This window comes from Streptosporangium sp. NBC_01810, assembly GCF_035917355.1.
In the GTDB taxonomy this organism is placed as follows: domain Bacteria; phylum Actinomycetota; class Actinomycetes; order Streptosporangiales; family Streptosporangiaceae; genus Streptosporangium.
Genome location: NZ_CP109070.1, coordinates 4921859 through 4940257, shown reverse-complemented (window position 1 = coordinate 4940257; position 18399 = coordinate 4921859). Strand labels below are relative to the sequence as shown.

Annotated in this window: 17 protein-coding genes and 2 pseudogenes; 15 read left to right on the top strand and 4 right to left on the bottom strand. The window is 67.0% G+C overall.

Features of this window, described 5'->3' with window-relative positions; genetic code table 11:
• The first annotated feature begins 69 nt into the window (after nt 1-69).
• Together OIE13_RS21530 and OIE13_RS21525 are read left to right on the top strand one after the other, a co-directional pair.
• Complete coding sequence (locus OIE13_RS21530; protein WP_326636987.1) at nt 70-771, top strand: pentapeptide repeat-containing protein; 702 nt, start codon at nt 70-72, stop codon at nt 769-771.
• A 176-nt stretch (nt 772-947) separates the two neighbouring features.
• Nucleotides 948-2657, top strand: coding sequence for a glycoside hydrolase family 3 protein (locus OIE13_RS21525; protein WP_326636989.1), 1710 nt, complete (start codon nt 948-950; stop codon nt 2655-2657).
• Here OIE13_RS21525 and OIE13_RS21520 read toward each other — a convergent pair whose 3' ends face one another.
• Entirely contained in the window at nt 2658-3359 is a 702-nt protein-coding gene (locus OIE13_RS21520; RefSeq protein ID WP_326636991.1) for an alpha/beta fold hydrolase, read from the bottom strand.
• An 80-nt stretch (nt 3360-3439) separates the two neighbouring features.
• Between OIE13_RS21520 and OIE13_RS21515 the strand changes: the two genes are divergently transcribed.
• Nucleotides 3440-4435: a LacI family DNA-binding transcriptional regulator gene (locus tag OIE13_RS21515; protein ID WP_326636994.1), complete on the top strand. Its 996-nt coding sequence runs from the start codon at nt 3440-3442 to the stop codon at nt 4433-4435.
• A 67-nt stretch (nt 4436-4502) separates the two neighbouring features.
• Here OIE13_RS21515 and OIE13_RS21510 read toward each other — a convergent pair whose 3' ends face one another.
• Nucleotides 4503-5678, bottom strand: a complete 1176-nt coding sequence (locus tag OIE13_RS21510; protein WP_326828623.1) for an RNA-guided endonuclease InsQ/TnpB family protein — start codon at nt 5676-5678, stop codon at nt 4503-4505.
• Between the two features lie 33 nt (nt 5679-5711).
• Between OIE13_RS21510 and tnpA the strand changes: the two genes are divergently transcribed.
• The 5 genes and pseudogenes from tnpA (at nt 5712) to OIE13_RS21485 (ending at nt 9966) form a co-directional block, all read left to right on the top strand.
• Entirely contained in the window at nt 5712-6140 is a 429-nt protein-coding gene (tnpA, locus tag OIE13_RS21505; RefSeq protein WP_326636996.1) for an IS200/IS605 family transposase, read from the top strand.
• Nucleotides 6141-6204: 64 nt separating this feature from the next.
• Nucleotides 6205-6996, top strand: a complete 792-nt coding sequence (locus tag OIE13_RS21500) for a hypothetical protein (RefSeq protein ID WP_326828622.1) — start codon at nt 6205-6207, stop codon at nt 6994-6996.
• A 105-nt stretch (nt 6997-7101) separates the two neighbouring features.
• Nucleotides 7102-7224, top strand: a pseudogene (locus tag OIE13_RS21495) (ABC transporter ATP-binding protein); the annotation flags it as partial.
• Between the two features lie 497 nt (nt 7225-7721).
• Nucleotides 7722-9128, top strand: coding sequence for an IS1380 family transposase (locus tag OIE13_RS21490; RefSeq protein ID WP_326640057.1), 1407 nt, complete (start codon nt 7722-7724; stop codon nt 9126-9128).
• Nucleotides 9129-9471: 343 nt separating this feature from the next.
• A complete protein-coding gene (locus OIE13_RS21485) occupies nt 9472-9966 on the top strand; it encodes a hypothetical protein (RefSeq protein ID WP_326637005.1) in 495 nt (164 codons plus the stop codon).
• Between the two features lie 1502 nt (nt 9967-11468).
• Here the strand turns inward: OIE13_RS21485 and OIE13_RS21480 are convergent.
• Nucleotides 11469-12986 carry a recombinase family protein gene (locus OIE13_RS21480; RefSeq protein WP_326637007.1) on the bottom strand — a complete coding sequence of 506 codons (1518 nt, stop codon included), beginning with the start codon at nt 12984-12986 and terminating at the stop codon, nt 11469-11471.
• A gap of 71 nt (nt 12987-13057) precedes the next feature.
• Here OIE13_RS21480 and OIE13_RS21475 point away from each other — a divergent pair, with 71 nt between their 5' ends.
• The 4 genes and pseudogenes from OIE13_RS21475 to OIE13_RS21460 form a co-directional block, all read left to right on the top strand.
• Nucleotides 13058-13861: an ATP-binding cassette domain-containing protein gene (locus OIE13_RS21475; protein ID WP_326828621.1), complete on the top strand. Its 804-nt coding sequence runs from the start codon at nt 13058-13060 to the stop codon at nt 13859-13861.
• Between the two features lie 2 nt (nt 13862-13863).
• Complete coding sequence (locus tag OIE13_RS21470) at nt 13864-14661, top strand: ABC transporter permease (protein WP_326637009.1); 798 nt, start codon at nt 13864-13866, stop codon at nt 14659-14661.
• Between the two features lie 10 nt (nt 14662-14671).
• Nucleotides 14672-15883, top strand: a complete 1212-nt coding sequence (locus tag OIE13_RS21465; protein WP_326828620.1) for a sensor histidine kinase — start codon at nt 14672-14674, stop codon at nt 15881-15883.
• Nucleotides 15790-16083: pseudogene (locus OIE13_RS21460) on the top strand (response regulator transcription factor); the annotation flags it as partial. The gene OIE13_RS21465 and the pseudogene OIE13_RS21460, both read left to right, overlap by 94 nt.
• Before the next feature lie 235 nt (nt 16084-16318).
• Here OIE13_RS21460 and OIE13_RS21455 read toward each other — a convergent pair.
• A complete protein-coding gene (locus tag OIE13_RS21455) occupies nt 16319-16606 on the bottom strand; it encodes a hypothetical protein (protein ID WP_326637012.1) in 288 nt (95 codons plus the stop codon).
• A 279-nt stretch (nt 16607-16885) separates the two neighbouring features.
• Between OIE13_RS21455 and OIE13_RS21450 the strand changes: the two genes are divergently transcribed.
• The 3 genes from OIE13_RS21450 (at nt 16886) to OIE13_RS21440 (ending at nt 18288) form a co-directional block, all read left to right on the top strand.
• A complete protein-coding gene (locus OIE13_RS21450) occupies nt 16886-17746 on the top strand; it encodes a helix-turn-helix domain-containing protein (RefSeq protein ID WP_326637014.1) in 861 nt (286 codons plus the stop codon).
• A gap of 28 nt (nt 17747-17774) precedes the next feature.
• A complete protein-coding gene (locus OIE13_RS21445; protein WP_326637017.1) occupies nt 17775-18008 on the top strand; it encodes a DUF397 domain-containing protein in 234 nt (77 codons plus the stop codon).
• A 70-nt stretch (nt 18009-18078) separates the two neighbouring features.
• Nucleotides 18079-18288: a DUF397 domain-containing protein gene (locus OIE13_RS21440; RefSeq protein ID WP_326637019.1), complete on the top strand. Its 210-nt coding sequence runs from the start codon at nt 18079-18081 to the stop codon at nt 18286-18288.
• Nucleotides 18289-18399: the final 111 nt, after the last annotated feature.

Sequence of the window (18399 nt, the reverse complement as noted above, 5' to 3'; positions counted from 1 at the left end):
GACACGGCTCCCCTCTGGGGAGCGTGCGGTCTCGGTGATTCTGTCGGGGCGGGCTGCTTGAATCGCCGGATGGATGTGGCACGGTTGCTGGCGGACCAGCGGGAGATCAACGGGGTCGATCTGGCGAGGCTCTCCCTCGGCGAGCATCTGACCGGTGAGGGACCCTACGTCTTCAAGGAGTGCGACCTCACCGGCACCGACTTCAGCGGGGCGCCGCTCGTGGGGGCCTCGTTCGAGGGATGCGTGCTGGAGCGGGCCGACTTCCGCCGTACGGATCTGGACGGGGCGCGTTTCTCCGGCGGCGGGGGAGCGGGGCTCAGGTTCGCGAACGCCGAACTCGTCGACGCGACCTTCACCGACGTCGACCTGTCGGGCGCGAACTTCGGGCGGGCACTGCTCACCGACGTCGTCTTCACCGGCTGCCGCATGATCGGCGCGGTGCTGACAGGTTGCCGGGGCATCGGCTACCGGTTCGACGGTTCCAACCTGATGCTGGCCGACCTGATCGGCTGCTCGTTCCGAGGCGCCCACCTGCGGGGCACCCGCCTCGACGAGGCCAACCTGTCGAACTGCGACTTCACCAATGCCGTGTTCGAGGACTGCCGCATGATCGGCGCCCGCACCGTCGACACGGTCTTCACCATGGCAGACCTGCGCGGCCTGGACCTCGGCGAGGTCGACGACACCCGGCTCCGATCGCTGCGCGGAGCGATCATCAGCCCGTCCCAGGCCGCCCTGATCCTCGCCTCCCGGGGGCTGACCGTGAACTGATCCGACCGAGGCCCACCCCGGCGGAGGGAAACGAGTCGCCGCCGCCGAACTCGGCCGCTACGGCGTCACGGTGAACGCGATCGCCCCGGCCGGCCGTGTTGTTGCGTTTCGGTCTGAAGTGTTGAAACAATGCTTGAGTCGAGTGATTATACGTATAATCAACGAAAGGTGGCATCGTGGACTACCGGGATCCTCAGCTGTCCGTCGAGCGGCGTGTCGACGACCTCGTGGGCAGGATGACACTGGAGGAGAAGGCGGGGCTGCTCTTCCAGGCCATGGTGACGATGGGCGACATCATGCCCATCCCCTCGGCCACCGACATGATCGACGGCCGGCTCATGAACCACTTCAACCTGTTCGGCAGCGCCTCGGGGCGCGAGATGGCCGAGTGGAGCAACGCCGTACAGGAGCGGGCGAAGGCGACCAGGCTCGGCATCCCCGTGACGATCTCCACCGACCCGCGTCACTCCTTCTCCAGCAACCCGGGCGCGGCCATGATGGCGGGAGCGTTCTCACAGTGGCCGGAGACGACGGGGCTGGCCGCGATCGGCGACGAGGCCCTGGTCGAGAAGTTCGCGGACATCGCCCGGCAGGAGTACCTCGCCGTCGGCATCCGGGTCGCCCTGCACCCGCAGATCGACCTGGCCACCGAGCCCCGCTGGGCGCGCGCCAACGCCACTTTCGGCGAGGACGCGGAGCTGACCTCCCGGCTGGTCAAGGCATACATCCGGGGCTTCCAGGGGGTACGCCTCGGTAAGGACAGCGTCGCCTGCATGACCAAGCACTTCCCCGGCGGCGGCCCGCAGAAGGACGGCGAGGACCCGCACTTCGCGTACGGCCGCGAGCAGGTCTACCCGGGCGGCAACTTCGACTACCACCTCAAGCCGTTCGAGGCCGCCTTCGAGGCGGGGACCTCGCAGATCATGCCCTACTACGGCATGCCGGTCGGCACGCCGTACGAAGAGGTCGGGTTCGGATTCAACAAGGATGTCATCACCGGCCTGCTGCGCGAGCGGTACGGCTTCGACGGCATCGTCTGCACCGACTGGGGCCTGCTCACCGACGACGTGATCATGGGGCAGCCGGTGGCCGCCCGTGCCTGGGGCGTGGAACACCTCACCCCGCTGGAGCGGGCGAAGAAGGCACTGGACGCCGGGATCGACCAGTTCGGTGGGGAGGCCTGCCCGGAACTGGTCATCGAGCTGGTCAGGAGCGGGCAGATCGCCGAGGAGCGCATCGACGTCTCGGTACGCCGCCTGCTGCGCGAGAAATTCGTGCTCGGCCTGTTCGACGACCCGTTCGCGGACCCGGACCGGGCCGAGGAGATCGTCGGCCGCGCCGACTTCGTCCAGGCGGGGGTCGAGGCGCAGAGCGCGTCGCTCACCCTGCTCAAGAACGGCCCGCTGCCGCTGGTGGAGGGGCTCAGGATGTACGTCGAGGGCGTCGACGCCGAGACCGCCGCAGGTTACGGGACGATCGTGGCGACTCCGGAGGAGGCGGACATCGCGCTCGTACGACTGGCGGCGCCGTACGAACCGCGTCCCGGCATGTTCGAGTCGTTCTTCCACGCGGGTGACCTGGCCTTCCCCGAGGCGGAGATCGCCAGGCTGCGCGCGTTGCAGAGTAAGGCCGACACGGTCGTGGACGTGTACCTGGAACGGCCCGCCGTCTTCCCCGAGATCGCCGAGGGGGCCGTCGCCGTGCTCGGTGATTTCGGCGCGAACGACGCGGTCTTTCTCGACGTGGTCTTCGGACGCAGGTCGCCGCTCGGGCGCCTGCCATACGAGCTGCCTCGCTCGATGGCCGCGGTCGAGGCGAGCCGTTCCGACATGCCGTACGACAGTGAGGACCCGCTCTACCCGTTCGGGCACGGGCTGAGCTATTAGTCAGATCCAGCCGTCGAGGCCGGTCAGGAAGTCCTCGAAGAGGTGCCGGTGGATGGTGTGCTCGGCGCCCTTGACGACGCGGACCTCGAAGCCCCTGGCCTCGAGGTCCTTGGCCTGGTCGGGGGGGACGACGAAGCTCGGGTCGGCGAGCTGCACCAGCGAGGGCACGACCGGTTCGGGGGTGTGGTCGAAGCCGGCGATCTCGCCCAGGGACAGCGCGGTCCGCGGGTCCCAGAGCTTGAGCATCTCGATCTCGACCGCGTTCTCCTCGGCGGTCCAGCCGGGGTGCATCGCCGTGACCTGCTCGACGGTGGCGTACTTGAGCTGCGCCATCATGTCGGTCATCGGCGCGCCGCCCTCCATGCGCGGCAGCCGGAAGGCCGGGTCCGAGTAGATCGCGCGAGCCGGCCTGAGCCGCTCGACCGCCACGGCCAGCGTCAGCCCGCCGAGCGAGTGGCCGATGGCCAGTTCGGGACGGGCGGGCACGGATTCCAGCACCGAGGAGGCGTACAGCTCGGGGGAGTACGTCTCGGCGCGCGGCGACCGGCCGTGTCCCGGCAGGTCGACGGCGATGACGTGGTAGCCCAGGGAGGCGAGGTGCGGGCCGACCCGCCACCAGCACTGGGAATCGGCCATGATGCCGTGGATCAGGACGGCGACCTTGCCGTCCGACGGGCCCCACTCACGGGTGTGCAGCTGCATTCAACTCTCTCCAGGGTCAAGTTATACGTATAAGCAGTTGATAACATGCGAGGACAGGCCAAGACAAGAGAGCGAGACCCGTGACCTCCCATGTGAAGCCGCCGACCAGCGTCGATGTGGCGCGCGCTGCGGGAGTCTCCCAGGCCACGGTCTCCTACGTGCTCAACGACAGCCCCGGCGCACGGGTCGGCGAGGAGACCCGCGAACGGGTCAGGGAGGCCGCCGCCCGCCTCGGCTACGTCCCGCACGCCAGCGCCAGAGCGCTGCGCACCGGGCACAGCGGCCTGGTCCTGCTCCCGCTCTCCCCGGCCAGAACCGGCAGACTGGCGCAAGACCTGCTCGACGAGATGGAGGACAAGCTGCGTGAGCGCGGTTACACCCTCATCCAGTACGGCGAGCGCCGGCTGAAGGGCACCGCCGCCGCGCGGTCGTGGGCCGAGCTGCGGCCGGTCGCCGTGCTCGTCGAGGTGGAGAGGCTCACCAAGGCGGCGGTCGAACTGCTCAAGGCCTCGGGCGTGAAGGCCGTCATCGGGTTCGGCGCCGAACGTCCTTCACCGCTCGTGCCGGTCGCACTGTACGACCAGGAGGCCATCGGCGCCTGCGCGGCCGAGCATCTGGTGTCGCGGGGCCGCACCAGGCTGGCCGCCGTCGTGCCGCGTGAGCAGGGCATCGACAAGATGGGCGCCGGCCGCTGGCGCGGCGTGTGCCAGGTCGTGCCCGGTGCCGAGCGGATCGACCTGGCCTTCTCCGAGGACGAGGCGGCGCGCCTCGCCGCGCGGGGCGACCTACCGGACGGTGTTTTCGCCTACAACGACGAGTACGCGATGCTCGTCGTCAGCGCGCTGCGAGACGCCGGGGTGCGGGTGCCCGAGGACGTCGCGGTCGTCGGGGCGGACGACCTGGTCATCGCCGGGCTGATGCGGCCCAGGCTGACCAGTGTGCACGTGGACCCGACCACGACGCCCGGCGAGCTGGTCGCCATGGTCGACGAGATCATCCGTGGGGAGCGTGCGGCCGGGCCCCGGACCGTGCTCAGCCGCTACACGCCGCGCCTGGTGGTCAGAGAGACGACGTAACAAGGTCAGCTTCTCGGCCCTGGAGGGGTCGAGCTTGCAGCTCCTCACCGTGCATGGGGTGCACGGTTCAGGCCGCGTCGTCGGCAGCGTGACTCACTGCCCAGCCCGTGACACCGCGCGCGGCGATGTTACGGGCCGCGTTCACGTCGGCGTGCTCAGCGAAGCCGCACGACATGCATCGGAAGGTGGCCTGATCGGGCCGGTTCCTCTTCGAGACGTGGCCGCATGCCGAGCACCCCTGCGAGGTGTGGGCCGGGTCCACATACACCACCGGAACCCCGGCCCGGGCCGCCTTGTAGGCGATGAAGGAGCCGAACTGGTGGAAGCTCCAAGAGTGCAGCGTGACCCGCTGGGGCTTGCGGAGCCGTACCCTTGCGCGGATGCCGCCCAGGTCTTCCAGGGCGACGCCGCGCGAGGTGCGTTGCGCCTCGGTCACGATGGTCTTGGAGATGCGGTGGTTGGTGTCGGCCGCGAAGCGCGCTTCCCGGCCGGAGATCTTGCGCAGGAGCCTCTTGGCGGCCTTGGTGCCCTTGGATTGCAGGCGCTTGCGCAGCCGCCGGTTGCGGTGGCGTACCTGGTTCAGGTGCTTGCCGGCGTGGGCGATGCCATCGGATGTGGTGGCGATGTTGGCGATACCGAGATCCACGCCGAGGAACCCCTCCGGCTCGAAGGTCTGGGGTTCGGGCACCTCGCAGGTGGCGTACAGGTACCAGGAGCCGCCCCGAAACACCAGGTCGGACTCGCCCTTGCGGTAGGCGGTCAGCAGTTTCATCTGTTCGGGCGAGCAGGCGAAGGGGATGCGGCCGAAGCGTCCGCGCGCGGTCCAGATCGAGATCGTACGGGCGTCGTACTGCCAGGACAGGCACCGGTCGTCGTAGGGCTGCGCGGCGTCTTTGCGGAACCGAATCGGTTTGCTCTCGATCTTGGTGCGCCGCATGGAACCGTTCGGGCCGTGGTTTGCGGCCTTCAGGTTGGCCTTCAGGGTGGCGTAGGCCCCAGCGACTTTCCGCGCGACGTGGATAGCCGGCTGCGCGGACAGGCCCATGGCCTTCAGGTCGCCGTAGACGAGGCGCTGCAGGGAGATCTTGTTCTTGGTGCCGGTGCCGGTGCCGGTGCCGGTGCCGGTGTCGAAGGCGCGGCGGGATGCGTGGTTGGCGGCCCGGTTGCACAGGGTCAGCGTCTCCCGCAGCGCCGCTTCCGTGGCGGCGTCGGGGAGCAGCTTCACCTGTACGACCAGCTTCATCCCTGGGATTTTATGATGGGTATCATCTTATCTATGTCACCTCGATGGGAGCCAGACCCTGATGTGAGGAGGGGTCGTAGCGTCGTCTACAACCTTCATGTTCATCTTGTCTTCGTCACTAAGTATCGGCGTGATGTCCTTCACGATGCGATGCTCGTCCGCTGCGAGGAGGTCATGCGGGAGGTGTGCGCCCAGCTCGGCGCGGCCCTGCGGGAGTTCAACGGCGAGGAAGACCATGTGCACCTGCTTGTGCACTACCCGCCCAAGCTGTCGATCTCGACTCTGGTCAACCGGCTCAAGGGCGTCTCGGCGCATTACCTGCGCAAGGAGTTCACCGGCCGGATCGACCGGCACATCATGCACGGTCACCTGTGGTCGCCGTCGTACTTCGCCGGCTCGTGCGGCGGCGCACCACTGGAGATCATCAGCGAGTACATCGAGAGCCAGAACCGCCCGGACTAGCGTCCGGGCCAGGAAGGGAAGCCATTCCTCCTGGCCCTGAACGGCCGGGATTCCTGGCTAGATCTTGTTGAAGCGACGCACGTTCCTGGGCCTTGCAGCAGCAGTCCCAATGATCACCTTGGAGGATGTCCGCAAAGGGCTCGACAGTCACCTCGGCGTCACTATCAGCACCGCCGATGTGGATCACTGGCATGATGTCGTTATTGGTCATGCCAGCACCTACGGCCACACTCCACCGGCTGAACTACTGACCGGCCTCACTCCGGACATAGCCGCGCTCGCCGAACTGTGCCGGACCCATCCTCATCAGCGGGACCTGCATGTCACCGCGGCTCGCCTCGCGGGATTGATCGGGGCGGCGCATACCGACCTTGGCCATGACCGAGATGCCCGCGAATGGCTCCACACCTCTGGCCGGATCGCCTCCCTTGTCCTGCTCGATCCCGCCGGTTTCGCGCTACCCGGGCCGCGGTTCTACGGGTGGGCGCTCGCGGGTCTGGCTCCTCGCGCACTCCGTCCGCGCCTGGCACGCCTGGTTGCCAACGGCACGATCCTGGAGACAGAGATCATGAGCTTGATTCCGGCGGTCGCCCGATACCGCCGCCGGCTGCCGGACGCCCTGGTCTTCGGCGACGACGAGCTGCGGACCCTGCGGACCCTGCGGACCCGTTTCCTGTGCCTGCTCGCCGCACGTAGCGCCCTGCACAAGTCCCGCACGACAGCGGAGGGGGTGACGCGCCTCGTACCGGCCGCCCGGGTCGAAATCGTGCCCCGGACGGGGCACGCACTGCCGATGGATCGGCCGGATCTCGTGGTGGAGCAGATCCTGAGCTTCGTCTCCGAGGAGGACGACTGAGAGGGCGCGCGTATCGAGACACAGGTCTTTACGGTTTCCCGCCATTGAAGTCGGCGGTTCGTCTCCATGGTGGCCGTGGCCGTCGGTTGCCTAGCGTTGGCCGACGTGATCAGACTTCAAGGTTTATGCAAACGCTACGGGGACCGGATGGTCGTCGACGACCTGTCGTTGGAGGTGAGGCCCGGCATGGTCACCGGCTTCCTCGGGCCGAACGGGGCGGGCAAGACCGACGCCGAATTGTGACAGTTCTTTTCGACTTGGGTAGTCTGCCCCAGCTTTAAGCCTGACCGCACACCTTCCCGCATGTCTTCCCCTTTGCCTGATCATCCCGTCTGCCTCGACCCAACCGCGAAGCGGCAGCGGGCCGGGGACGGAGGGTCAAGCCCGTCTTTGCGTGTCCCTTCACTGGTCGCCGTTCCTCGATCATCGGATGCCATCGGTCACAGACGGGCTTGATCCGTAGGAGTCGGGCTGCTGGGCTCTGCCTGGTCGAGGCAGACGGGATGATCAGGCAGACCTCAGCCACTACCAAACCCGCGCGCCGCGCTCCTCCTCATCCCGGAGCTGAGCGCCCCCGCCGGAGGCATTTTGAGGTGATGGCTGAGCCTGGATCCACGGCTGGGAATCTGAAGCGGGTTGCTTGAAATAGGGCGAGGTGCCCTCTGGCCTGGGAAGATGGGAGTTCTCAACGCTTCCATCAGCCCGTTCCGAAGGACACCTCGTAAGTGCAATTCTTCCATGACGCAGCCAAGACGCGTGCGATCTTCGATGACGAGCATGTGATCGCCTACGGTGGGCTCGCCCCCACGATGCGGCCGGCCGAGCGTTGCGGACTGGGCGACCTGGTCGGCGCGCACGTGACCAGCACCGCCCGCGACGGGGTGAACGCCCCCGCCAAGGTCTGTTCGATCGTGGCCGGGATGGCCTGCGGCGCCGACAGCATCGACGACCTGGATCTCTTGCGGCACGGCGGCATGGACAAGGTGTTCGACGGCATCCGGGCGCCGTCCACCCTGGGGGCGTTCCTGCGCGCCTTCACCTGGGGCAACGTGCGACAGCTGGAGAAGGTCGCCCGGCAGGTACTGACCGCGTTGGCCGCTCACACGCCGCTGCTGCCCGGCGCCGAGGTGCTGGCGTTCCTCGACATCGACTCGATGCAGCGGCGCACGTACGGCTATGCCAAGCAGGGCGCCGGCTTCGGCCACACCAAGATCGGCGGCAAGAGTGTGCTGGTACGCGGGCTGAACGTCTTGGCCGTGACCCTGTCCACGCCGCTGACCGCGCCGGTGGTGGCCGCAACGAGGTTGCGCGGCGGCAACGCCGGCTCCGCACGCGGCGCCGCATCGCTGGTCCGCGAGTCGATCCCCACCGCCCGGCAGGCGGGCTGCCTGGGCACCCTGATACTGCGCGGCGACAGCGCCTTCTACAGCGCCGAGGTCATCGGCGCCTGCCGGGGCCAAGACACCCGGTTCTCCGTCACCGCCAAGCTGGACCCGAAGGTCAAGGCGGCGATCGAGGCCATCCCCGAGACCGCGTGGACGCCGATCAAGTACCCGAGGGCGATCTGGGACGAGCAGGCGGGCGGCTGGGTCTCCGACGCCGAGGTCGCCGAAACCCGCTACACCGCGTTCGCGAGCAAGAAAGGCCGGACGGTCACCGCCCGGCTGCTCGTGCGCCGGGTCAAGCGTCTCAACGAGCAGGCCGAACGCGGCCAGGACACCCTATTCACCACCCACCGCCACTACCCGATCTTCACCGACAGTCCGTACACGCTGGTGCAGGCCGAGGAACAGCACCGTGATCACGCCGTGCAGGAACAGGTCAACGCCGACCTGATCGACGGGCCGCTCGCGCACCTGCCCTCGGGGCGATTCGCCGCCAATGCCGCCTGGCTCACCTTGACGGCGATCACCCACAACCTGCTGCGCGCCCTGGGCTGCCTGGCCGACTCCTTCCACGCACGGGCGCGCGGGGCCACCCTGCGCCGCCATCTCATCAGCGTGCCCGCCCGCATCGCCCGGCACGGACGCGGCCACCTCACCGTTCACCTGCCCGCCCGCTGGCGCTGGCAGCACGCCTGGATGAACGCCTTCGCCGCCGCCCACGACCCGCCACCCGCACTCCCGGCCTGACCCGCCAACCCCCTGGTCACCGCAGCCATGACGACCCGACGGTCACCCGCGCCGAGCGCACACCCCTGAGCCCCGATTGAAGAACACCGGACAGGCCGCGACCCGCGCGCGGCGGCCCTCCCACGCCCTGAAACAGCGCTCTCACCTGCGGAACCCACCCTCGGAGAGGAATCGGACCGGAAACCGATCACCAGAAATCACGCCGTGGATCCAGGATCAGGACTGATGAGGATATGCCCTGATCCTGTCCATGGTAGATAGAGGCTTCATGACCGCACGATGAGCGGGAGTAGACTCTGACCCTTCATTCATCGCCAGCGGTTCAGCAGGGAGAAAAGGAACGATGCGCCCCAAACGCTTTGAGATGTTCATGAAAGATCAGCTCACCGGTAGTGGGAGCGATTCGATAAAGAGCGTTGCCACGTTCGATGAAATCGCGTTCACGTCTAAGCCGTGTGGCTTGCAAATCGAGTTTGTGACGGGCGCGCGGGTGATGCTTCAAATCGTTCGCTCTTCTCCTCCTGGCGGTGAGGACTTCGGGCAAGACGAGAAGGTTATTGAAGGTGAGGCGCTTGAGCCGGTTCCCGGCGTAGATGTGCTGATCACCGGTGGGAAGCTGAACGTCGAAAGTGTCGAGCGCTATCTAACCGTGCTGCTCACCAACAGTGGCAACAGAGAGATCAAGAGTCTTCGCCCGTTCGTGGGTAAGGGGCAGAAGTATGGAATCAATGTCGGGTTCCATAGCGGGGCAAACTGCTACATTCACTTCCTGTATACGCTTCCCAATGGGAAGGAGACGAATTTCCATCCGGAGTTCAACGTGCTGGAGGTTGTCTAATGGCTAGTGGAAGGTGTCCAACGTGTGGCGCAAGGGTGAGTGCGGACCCTGGGCAAACAGTTCCGATGCATCAGAAGTTGGGAACTCGCGAGACGTGTTCGGGATCGGGTAGTTCGGCTGTTAGGTAGCCGATTGGCCCGCTAGAGAGGTGCGGCCCCCGGTGCGGTGACTGGCCGGGGGCTTTGCGGTCAAGATCATTTTTATGGTGTCCGCGGGGCCTTTCATGATCATTACGGAGCGGAGCGGCCGGCGCCAATCCGAAGGACCCCGTAGGGGCCGCGTAGCGGTTGGGGCCGGTGGTCGGAGCGGCTTACCGGCGGGTGAATCTCAAGGGCTCTGGTGATCGGTACGTCACCGAAATGACGTACTGGCCGTGTGTACGTCATCTCGTCGTCGTGGGCCTGGGCGGCTGCGCGTTGGTGGTCGGCGGGTGCGTTCGGTGCGGCGGGAGCTGGGTGCGGCGGGCGGCGGGGTCTGCCCGTTCCCGCTGGGCGGGCGCGGGGCGGGACCGGCCTCCAGGCCGCATGCCCGGTCCCGATGTCCGTCCGGCGGGGGCGGGCATGCCCCGCCGGGCGGCGGCGCGGAGCGCTGCCGCCTGCTTGACCTATATAAGATTAATTCGGCAACTTGCTGGGACGGTCTGAGGCGGGGTGTCGTGAGGGTCGCCAATTAATTCGGCAACTTGTCGGGCGGCTCGGGGTGCGGCGGCGCGGAGCGCTGGCGCCTTGAATCAGTAAAGAAACTCTGAGCCAACTCGGGACGTGCTGTGGCCTCGGTGGCCGGTCTGGATGGCCGGTCTGGTCGTGCGGATCACCTGGGTTGGGGACTTGAAATTAATTCGGCAACTCATCCGGGGCGTGGGCGTCGTGGGGTGTGAGCTGGGGCTGAGGGCTCGGCGGGTCGGTGTCACCTGGGATCTGGCGTGCCGTGAATTAATTCGGCAACTCGGGGAGCCGTGTCGGGAGTGGCTGAGGGCGGATCGCTGGGTGTTGACGAACCAATCAAGCGCCGCGTTACGGCTGGCCAAATGGCTTTTAACGGTTGTCCGCATGGAGCGCGATATGGGGCTTATTCGTTATATGCGTATGTTGATTCGGGGGGAAGGGGGGTGAACGGGAAGAGTCGTGTATGCCTGGCTTGCGGGACGGCTCTCAAGCGGGTAGCGGAGAGTCGCATCGGGAAGAGCGCGCCGAAGGCACCTTTCCGTCTGGGTGGGCGGGCGGGTCAAAGAGATTAGGGGGCAGGGGTAGCGGCTGCGGCGGGACGTGGGCACGGGGAACGGTCGTCAGGGCGAGACGGTGGGGGGCTCGGTGGTGGGAGCACGCCGGAACCCCAAGATGATCTTGTTGTGTACGCGAGGGCACTGGTCGAGGGGTGGCCTCGGCTAACACAAGATCAGCGGGACCTGGTAGCGCTGACGCTGCGTAACGGTCTGTAGGAAACGGGGATGCCCCCGCCGGTGAACGACTCGGCGGGGGGCATCTTCGCGCGTGCGGGGATCATCACGACATGGCGGGCTTCACCGGCTCGATAGTGACACGCTCGGTGATGCGCGGGCGCTTGCCGCGTCCTACCAGTTGGACGGTAACGGTCATGATCGCCGCGATGATCACCCGGCGGGCACCGATGCCCAGACCTTCCCAGACCTTGCGGGCCTCGGCCTCGGTCTCGACGCCCGCGAACGGTGCCAGCGGGGACGTGTCGGTCACGTCATTCAGGCGGCTTTCGAGGCGCTGGATCTTGGCATTGACGCGCTTCACCCCTGCGAGGTACTCGGGGCGCTCGATCACCTCCTCGGCGTAGTCCTCGACAAGTCGAGTCCTGCGCTGACGCGTCGCGATCACCTCGGCTCGAAGGGCGGGCACGTCCACGTCGGTCGTCGGCGCTTTGATCAGGTCGGCGGCGTCTCTGGCAAGGATCACGATCGCCAGGGTCTCGACCAGGTCGTCTAGCTCGGCCTGCGGGCAGGTGGCGTGTCCCTTGCCGGTGCTCTGGCATCGGTAGACGGGCCGGTCGGCCTTGTCACCCGCACTGTGGACCCGCAAGACATCACCACATGGGCACCGGTAGATTCCGCTGCCCAACCACTTGGGAGCGGGTCCGGGGTTGGTCCGGCGAGAGGGGTCGGCGAGCTTGGCCACGACCGCCCAATAGATCTCCGGAGAGATGATCGGCTCCCATGGGGCCTGTCCAACCACGTCGGCGGGGGTGTAGGTCTTACGGCCAGTGCCTTTCCTGTGGACCATGAGGGCGGCGTTACGGGGGCGCATGAGCACATCACGCACGTAGGTGGGTCGCCATGGCTTGCCGTCGGCGGTCGGCACGTTCTTCTCTCGCAGATCACGCGCGATGCTCTTCATGCTCGGTCCCTTGGGCTGGCCGAACGTCGGCAGGAGAACCACATCGGCCATCCCGTTAATGATCTTCGCTTCGTCGGGCCGTACGGTGACCCCGTCCGCCTCGAAACCGTAGGGGCGTCGTCCGCCTCCGAACTCTCCGGCTGCGGCCTGGCGTTCACGGGCGGAACTGACGCGCCGTGCGGTGTCACGACTGCTCTTGTTCGCCATCGCGACCATCACACGCGCCATGGTCACATCGGCGTCATTGCTGAGCCGCAAAGATCCCGTGACGCTCTCGGCGCGGACCCGTGGCCGGTTGCTCTCCACCACGTCGATAAGGTCTTCGAGGTCGCGCGGGTCGCGCATGGCGCGGTCAAGGTCGAGAGCAACCAGGATGTCGGCTCGGTCGCTGGTGAGGTAGTCGAGAGCTTCCCGGAAGCCGGGCCGTACCGTGCGCATCTCGCTGCGGCCGTTGGGAAGCATGACGATACGGCGCTTGAACGCGCTGATGTCGTTCTCGATGATCACTTTCGCCACGGTCCATCCCTTGCCGGTGGCGAGTGCCGTGAGTCGCTGGACCTGGTCGTCAACGCCGGTCGTGTCGAGCTGGGCCGTGCCGTCGTCGGCCTTGATCTTCTCCGCGTCGCTGATCCTCGCCAGCAAAACCGCTCGGTTGCTCATGATCCCTTGCCCCTTCCCCTTGGTTGATCGCCTGATCACAGCCTATCCAAAAGAAGTGCCTAATTCGATGGTTGGGCAAGTCAACGACGATGCGTCTGATCCTCGGGCTCGACCACCCCACCGCGGGCACGGCGCTGATCGGCGGCGTCCCGTACCGCGAGATCAGGAACCCGCTGCGGACGGTGGGCGCCATGCTGGACGCGCGGGCGCTGCATCCCGGGCGTAGCGGGCGGGCGCATCTGGTGGCGCTGGCACGCAGCAACGGCATCGCCCGGAGCCGGGTGACGGAGGTCCTGGAGCAGGTCGGGATGGCGGATGCGGCGGGTAAGCGGGCCGGTGGGCTGTCGCTGGGCATGAGCCAGCGGCTCGGTATCGCGGGCGCGTTACTGGGCGATCCGGAGGTGCTGATGTTCGACGAACCGGTCAACGGCCTGGACCTCGACGGTGTGCGCTGGGTGCGCCATCTGATGCGCTCGCTGGCCGAGGAGGGCCGCACGGTGTTCGTCTCCAGCCACCTGATGAGCGAGATGCAGCTCACCGCCGACCATCTGGTGGTGATCGGCAGGGGACGGCTCATCATGGACGCGCCGCTGGCGGAGGTCATCGGACGCAACTCCCTGACCGCCGTGGTCGTCCGCACCCCGCACGCGGCCGACCTGTCCGCACGGCTGAGCGGTGCCGGGATCACGGTGGAACGGCTCGGCGAGAACGAGCTCGTCGCCACCGGTGCCACGATCGAGCAGGTCGGCGACCTGGCGTACGAGGCGGGCATCCGGCTGCACGAGCTGCGTACCCGAGAGGCCTCGCTGGAGCAGGCATATCAGGAGCTGACCGCGAGCAGCGTGGAGTACGGAACACGGGAAGCGGGAGTGTGAACATGCGGACCAGAGAGTTGGGCCAGGCGGTCGGCGCGGAGTGGACGAAGCTGTGGTCGGTCCGCTCCACCTGGCTGTGCCTGGCCGGTGCGGCGATGCTCATGGTGGCGAGCGCGCTGATGCTGGGCGGGGCGACGGCCAGGAACATGCTCCGTGCCGAGGGCGGCGGAACCCCCTTTCCGGCGAGCGAGCCGGTGATCTCGGCGACGTCGTTCGCCCAGTTCGCGTTGGTCGCGCTGGCGATGCTGACGATCACCTCGGAATACGCGTCGGGCGGCATCCGGAGCACGTTGCAGGCCACGCCGATCCGCGGCCGGGTGCTTGCCGCGAAGGCGCTGGTGGTGGGACCGGTGATGTTCGCCGCCGGAGTGCTGTCCGGGGCCGTGGCCACAGCGGTCGTCTACACGGTGCTGTCCACCGACCTGTTCGGCGGCCATGTGACGCTGCCGCTCGCCGAGGTCGCGCTCGACCTGCTGAGGGTCGGTGCCTTCTTTGCCCTGGTGTCGGTGATGACGCTCGGCGTGGGCACCGCGGTGCGCAGCGCGGCGGGCACCCTGACCGTGGTGTTCATGCTGCTGATGGGCCTGCCGCTGATGCTGCTGATGGCGGGCGGTCCGGCGGCGTTGGAGGTGTCCCTGCGCATGCCGTTGTTCGCCGGCCTGGCCTTCATGGGCAGCACCGACAACCTGACCGGCGGCCCGATGCCCTACGGGGCGGGAGAAGGTCTGGTCTGGCTGCTGGCATGGACGGCGGTGGCGGTGGCGGCCGGCCATGTCGTGCTGCGCCGGCGTGATGCCTAGACTTCGGGCCGTGTCAGGTAACCGCATCGCGCGCACCCTGGTGGGGGTACTCGTGGGCATGGTCCTCGGGGTCGTCGAGCTGGCCTTCCTCTGCCTGGCCTGGCCGACTTCCCTGATCGCGGCCACGCGGCCCGCAGCCGACCGGGGCCTGGCCCGGCTGGTGGCACTCGAACGGGCTCGGCTGGCCAGGTGGCTGGGCCACGACACGACGCGGACGGCCGGCGGCTACGGCTTTCTCGCCGCTCGCGCCGCCCTGGGTGTTCTGGGCGGGTACGGCTGCGCGGCGGGTCTGTTCCTTGGCGGCCTGCTCCTGTTCGGGGGACTGTGGGACCTGCTCTGGGGCGAGTCCGAGGCGGTGCCGGTGAACCTGCCCGGCGTGAAGCTGGTCACCACCAGCGGAATCCTCGGGCTGACCAGCGCGGGGGCACTACTGGCTCTGGTCACGCTCGGGGTCCTCGCCGTGGGAGCGGTCGAACGGCGGCTGGCCGACCACTTCCTCGGACCGGGCAGGCAGGAGCTGATGCGCAGGCGCATCGCCGAACTGACCGCGACCCGCGCGGGCATCGTCCGGGCCGTCGACGACGAACGGCGCAGGATCGAGCGCGACCTGCACGACGGCGTGCAGCAACGGGGGGTGGCGCTGGCCATGCTGCTCGGCCGTGCCCAGCACAGCCCCGACCAGGCCAGGACCGCCGAGCTGGTGGGCCAGGCCTACACCGAGTCGCGTCGGCTCCTCGACGAGCTACGCAGTGTGGCCTGGCGGATCTATCCGACCGCACTCGACGAGCTGGGCCTGCGCGCCGCGCTCGCGGGCATCGCCGAACGGTCGAGCATGCCGGTGACCGTGCACTACGGGCTGGCCGACCGGCCCGTCTCCGCAGTCGAGACCGCCCTGTACTTCACCGCCCGTGAGGCGATCACCAACGCGATCAAGCACGCGGGAGCCCGTGACATCCTGGTCATGCTGACAGAGGACGAGCGGACGGTGAGCGTGGCGATCTCGGACGACGGCAGGGGCGGCGCGGACCCCTCGGGGGGAGGGCTCTCCGGGCTGGCCAGGCGAGTCCTGGCGCTCGACGGAGTGTTCACCGTCGACAGTCCGGAAGGCGGCCCCACCAAGGTCGCCGCGACGCTCTGGAGCGGGTACGCGCCGGCGGCACGGTCTTCGATCCGGAGGTGGTCCGCCAACTGCTCGCCCGCACCACCCACGCCGACCCGTTGAGCAGGCTGAGCAGGCGCGAGACGGAGGTGCTGCGACATCTCGCGCAGGGCTACGTCAACGCGGCGATCGCCGAACGCCTGCACGTGTTGCTCAGCACCGTCGAAAAGCACATCAACGCCATCATGGACAAGCTCGACCTACCCCGCGACCCCAGCTACAGCCGCAGGGTGCTGGCCATCCTGCGCTACCTCGACGACTGACCGCGATGATGCTGATAAGCACCTCCCGGTGGAGTCTGACCTAATTTCGGACCTTGTTGACGACGAGCGTTCCCCAACGAGGTCGCGTGACCGTCCAGGATTCCCAGCACCCACTTGCGGGCGGCCTCCGCTGACTGCGCGATGCCGGGAAAGTCGCGTTGACCCACGATCCGAAGCCCGTCCCAGCGCTTGATCGCCGCCTCCGCCGTGCTGGGGCCGTCCTGTCCCCGCGCGCTCACGCGGTCACCGCCGACGCGATCATGTCGGCCGCGTTGTCGGCCTCGGCCCAGATCCAGTCACGCCGCCAGGTCACCGACCACCAGGGCCGCCAGACGAAGACCCAGCCGCAGGCCCGGCGGGCGACCTGAATCCGAACCCGAACCCCGCTGGGAGACATGATCTCCAGCAACGGCGCCCCGGCAGCGGGAACGACCACCGAGGTAGCCACCCCAAGAACCCGCAGGTCCCAGCCGAGTCGTACGAGGTGGATGTACTGCACTTGTTGCGGATCACGCACGTCCATGGCTCGGCTCCCGAGTTCGCTGACATACGGCAGGTTCCACGGGTGTGATCGTCAGCGTGGTGGCGCTGCGAGATCGCAGGTGTAGACGCACTGGGGCTCTCACCTGGGGCGTGGCCCGATCCACGCTTGGTGCACCGCCATCATGTGGGCAACTCGAAGTGACTGGCAATACAATTGGCAATATTGACAACATGAATGCCAGAAAAGATCTTTGGTCTTGCTTGCCCGCCACCCTCGGTGACGGCAGACTGAAGCGATCTCAACACAGGGGGAACCAGCGTGAGCGCCGAGCAACCGGCCACCATACGAACCCGCAGACTCGCGGGTGAGTTGCGACGCCTACGCGAGGTGACAGGTCTCACCGGCGACCAGGCGGCCAGACAGCTGGGCTGGGACCCCTCCAAGCTCAGCCGCTACGAAACCGCCCGCAGACGCGTCCAACCCAAGGATCTGCAGGTACTTCTCGACCTCTACGCGGTCCCTGATGACAGAAGACAGGCCCTCGTCGATCTGGCACGCAACGCACGCCTCAAAGGATGGTGGGACGCCTACGGCGACACCCTGCCCACCGAACTCGCCTCCTACATCGCCCTCGAAGCCGAAGCCGCATCAATTCGCGGCTTCTCGGCGCAGATCATTCCCGGGATGCTCCAAACTGACGAGTACGCACGCTCCGTCATCCGCGCCGGACTCATGGACCTTCTGCCTCGAGGCGAGGTCGAACGCCGCGTGGAGGCACGCAAGACCCGCCAGCAACTCCTCAGCCGAGCAGCATCCCCCCTCGACTACTGGATCATCCTGAGCGAAGCCGCCCTGCGAAACAGGGTCGGCTCTCCCGAGGACATGCGAGCCCAGTGCCATCACCTAATGAAACTGAGCCGAACCGCGAACGTCACCGTTCAGGTCCTGCCCTTCACCTCCGGCACCCATCCCGCAACGGCAGGAACCTTCTCCATCCTCAGCTTTCCGGCCCGGTATGACGATGACGTCGTGTACGTCGAGACGCTCACCAGCAACCTCTGGGTGGAAGATGAAAGGGACGTTCACCGCTATACACTTGCGTTTGATCACCTTCGCGCGACCGCATACGAGGTCGAGGAGTCTTTCTCCTTCATTGCTTCCGTGGCCGACGAACTGTGAGCATCGATTCAATGGAAGGAGCCACCGGATGCCCGAGCAACCTCACGTCGTGTGGCGAACGAGCAGCCTGAGCGCCAACGGCGCCGACTGCGTCCAGGTCGCCGTTGTCAACGGCTCCGACAGCCACAAGAGCCACGCGATCCGACTCTTCCTTGTCCGCGACTCCAAAAACCCGGACGGTGGAGTCCTGACGTTCACTCCCGGAGAATGGCATGCTTTTCTCGATGGAGTGAGAGACGATAAATTCAGCGATCTGTCCTGACCCGCCAACCCGGGAGTGACATCGCTGTTTCACCGAAGGCCGTACCTGATCTCTTACATGGCGAGGAACTATGAATAAGATCGATCTATCAGGTGCGACCTGGCATAAAAGCAACCGGAGCGACGGTCAGAACAACTGCATCGAGGTCGCCATGCTACCTCAGGGGCACCTTGGCGTACGCGACAGAAAAGACAGGGACGGCCCGGCCCTGATTCTGGGCTCCGACCAGTGGAAAACCTTCGTGAACAGTCTCAAGAGCGGTTTTCGCAATCCGAGGTGAAGGTAATCCCTGAACGCTCGGCCGGTCCCCGGCCGAGCGTTTCTCGTACTTCGCCGATGCCCTGCCAACCCCTACGGCATCGACCCTGCGCTGTGTCGGAAAGACACGCTT

Bases quoted from the DNA above. Each gene is read 5' to 3' on its own strand.
- OIE13_RS21530 (WP_326636987.1), top strand. From the start codon at position 70: ATGGATGTGGCACGGTTGCTGGCGGACCAGCGGGAGATCAACGGGGTC.
- OIE13_RS21520 (WP_326636991.1), bottom strand. From the start codon at position 3,359: ATGCAGCTGCACACCCGTGAGTGGGGCCCGTCGGACGGCAAGGTCGCC.
- OIE13_RS21510 (WP_326828623.1), bottom strand. From the start codon at position 5,678: ATGAAGCTGGTCGTACAGGTGAAGCTGCTCCCCGACGCCGCCACGGAA.
- tnpA (WP_326636996.1), top strand. From the start codon at position 5,712: ATGTCACCTCGATGGGAGCCAGACCCTGATGTGAGGAGGGGTCGTAGC.
- OIE13_RS21485 (WP_326637005.1), top strand. From the start codon at position 9,472: ATGCGCCCCAAACGCTTTGAGATGTTCATGAAAGATCAGCTCACCGGT.
- OIE13_RS21480 (WP_326637007.1), bottom strand. From the start codon at position 12,986: ATGAGCAACCGAGCGGTTTTGCTGGCGAGGATCAGCGACGCGGAGAAG.
- OIE13_RS21470 (WP_326637009.1), top strand. From the start codon at position 13,864: ATGCGGACCAGAGAGTTGGGCCAGGCGGTCGGCGCGGAGTGGACGAAG.
- OIE13_RS21455 (WP_326637012.1), bottom strand. From the start codon at position 16,606: ATGGACGTGCGTGATCCGCAACAAGTGCAGTACATCCACCTCGTACGA.
- OIE13_RS21445 (WP_326637017.1), top strand. From the start codon at position 17,775: ATGCCCGAGCAACCTCACGTCGTGTGGCGAACGAGCAGCCTGAGCGCC.
- OIE13_RS21440 (WP_326637019.1), top strand. From the start codon at position 18,079: ATGAATAAGATCGATCTATCAGGTGCGACCTGGCATAAAAGCAACCGG.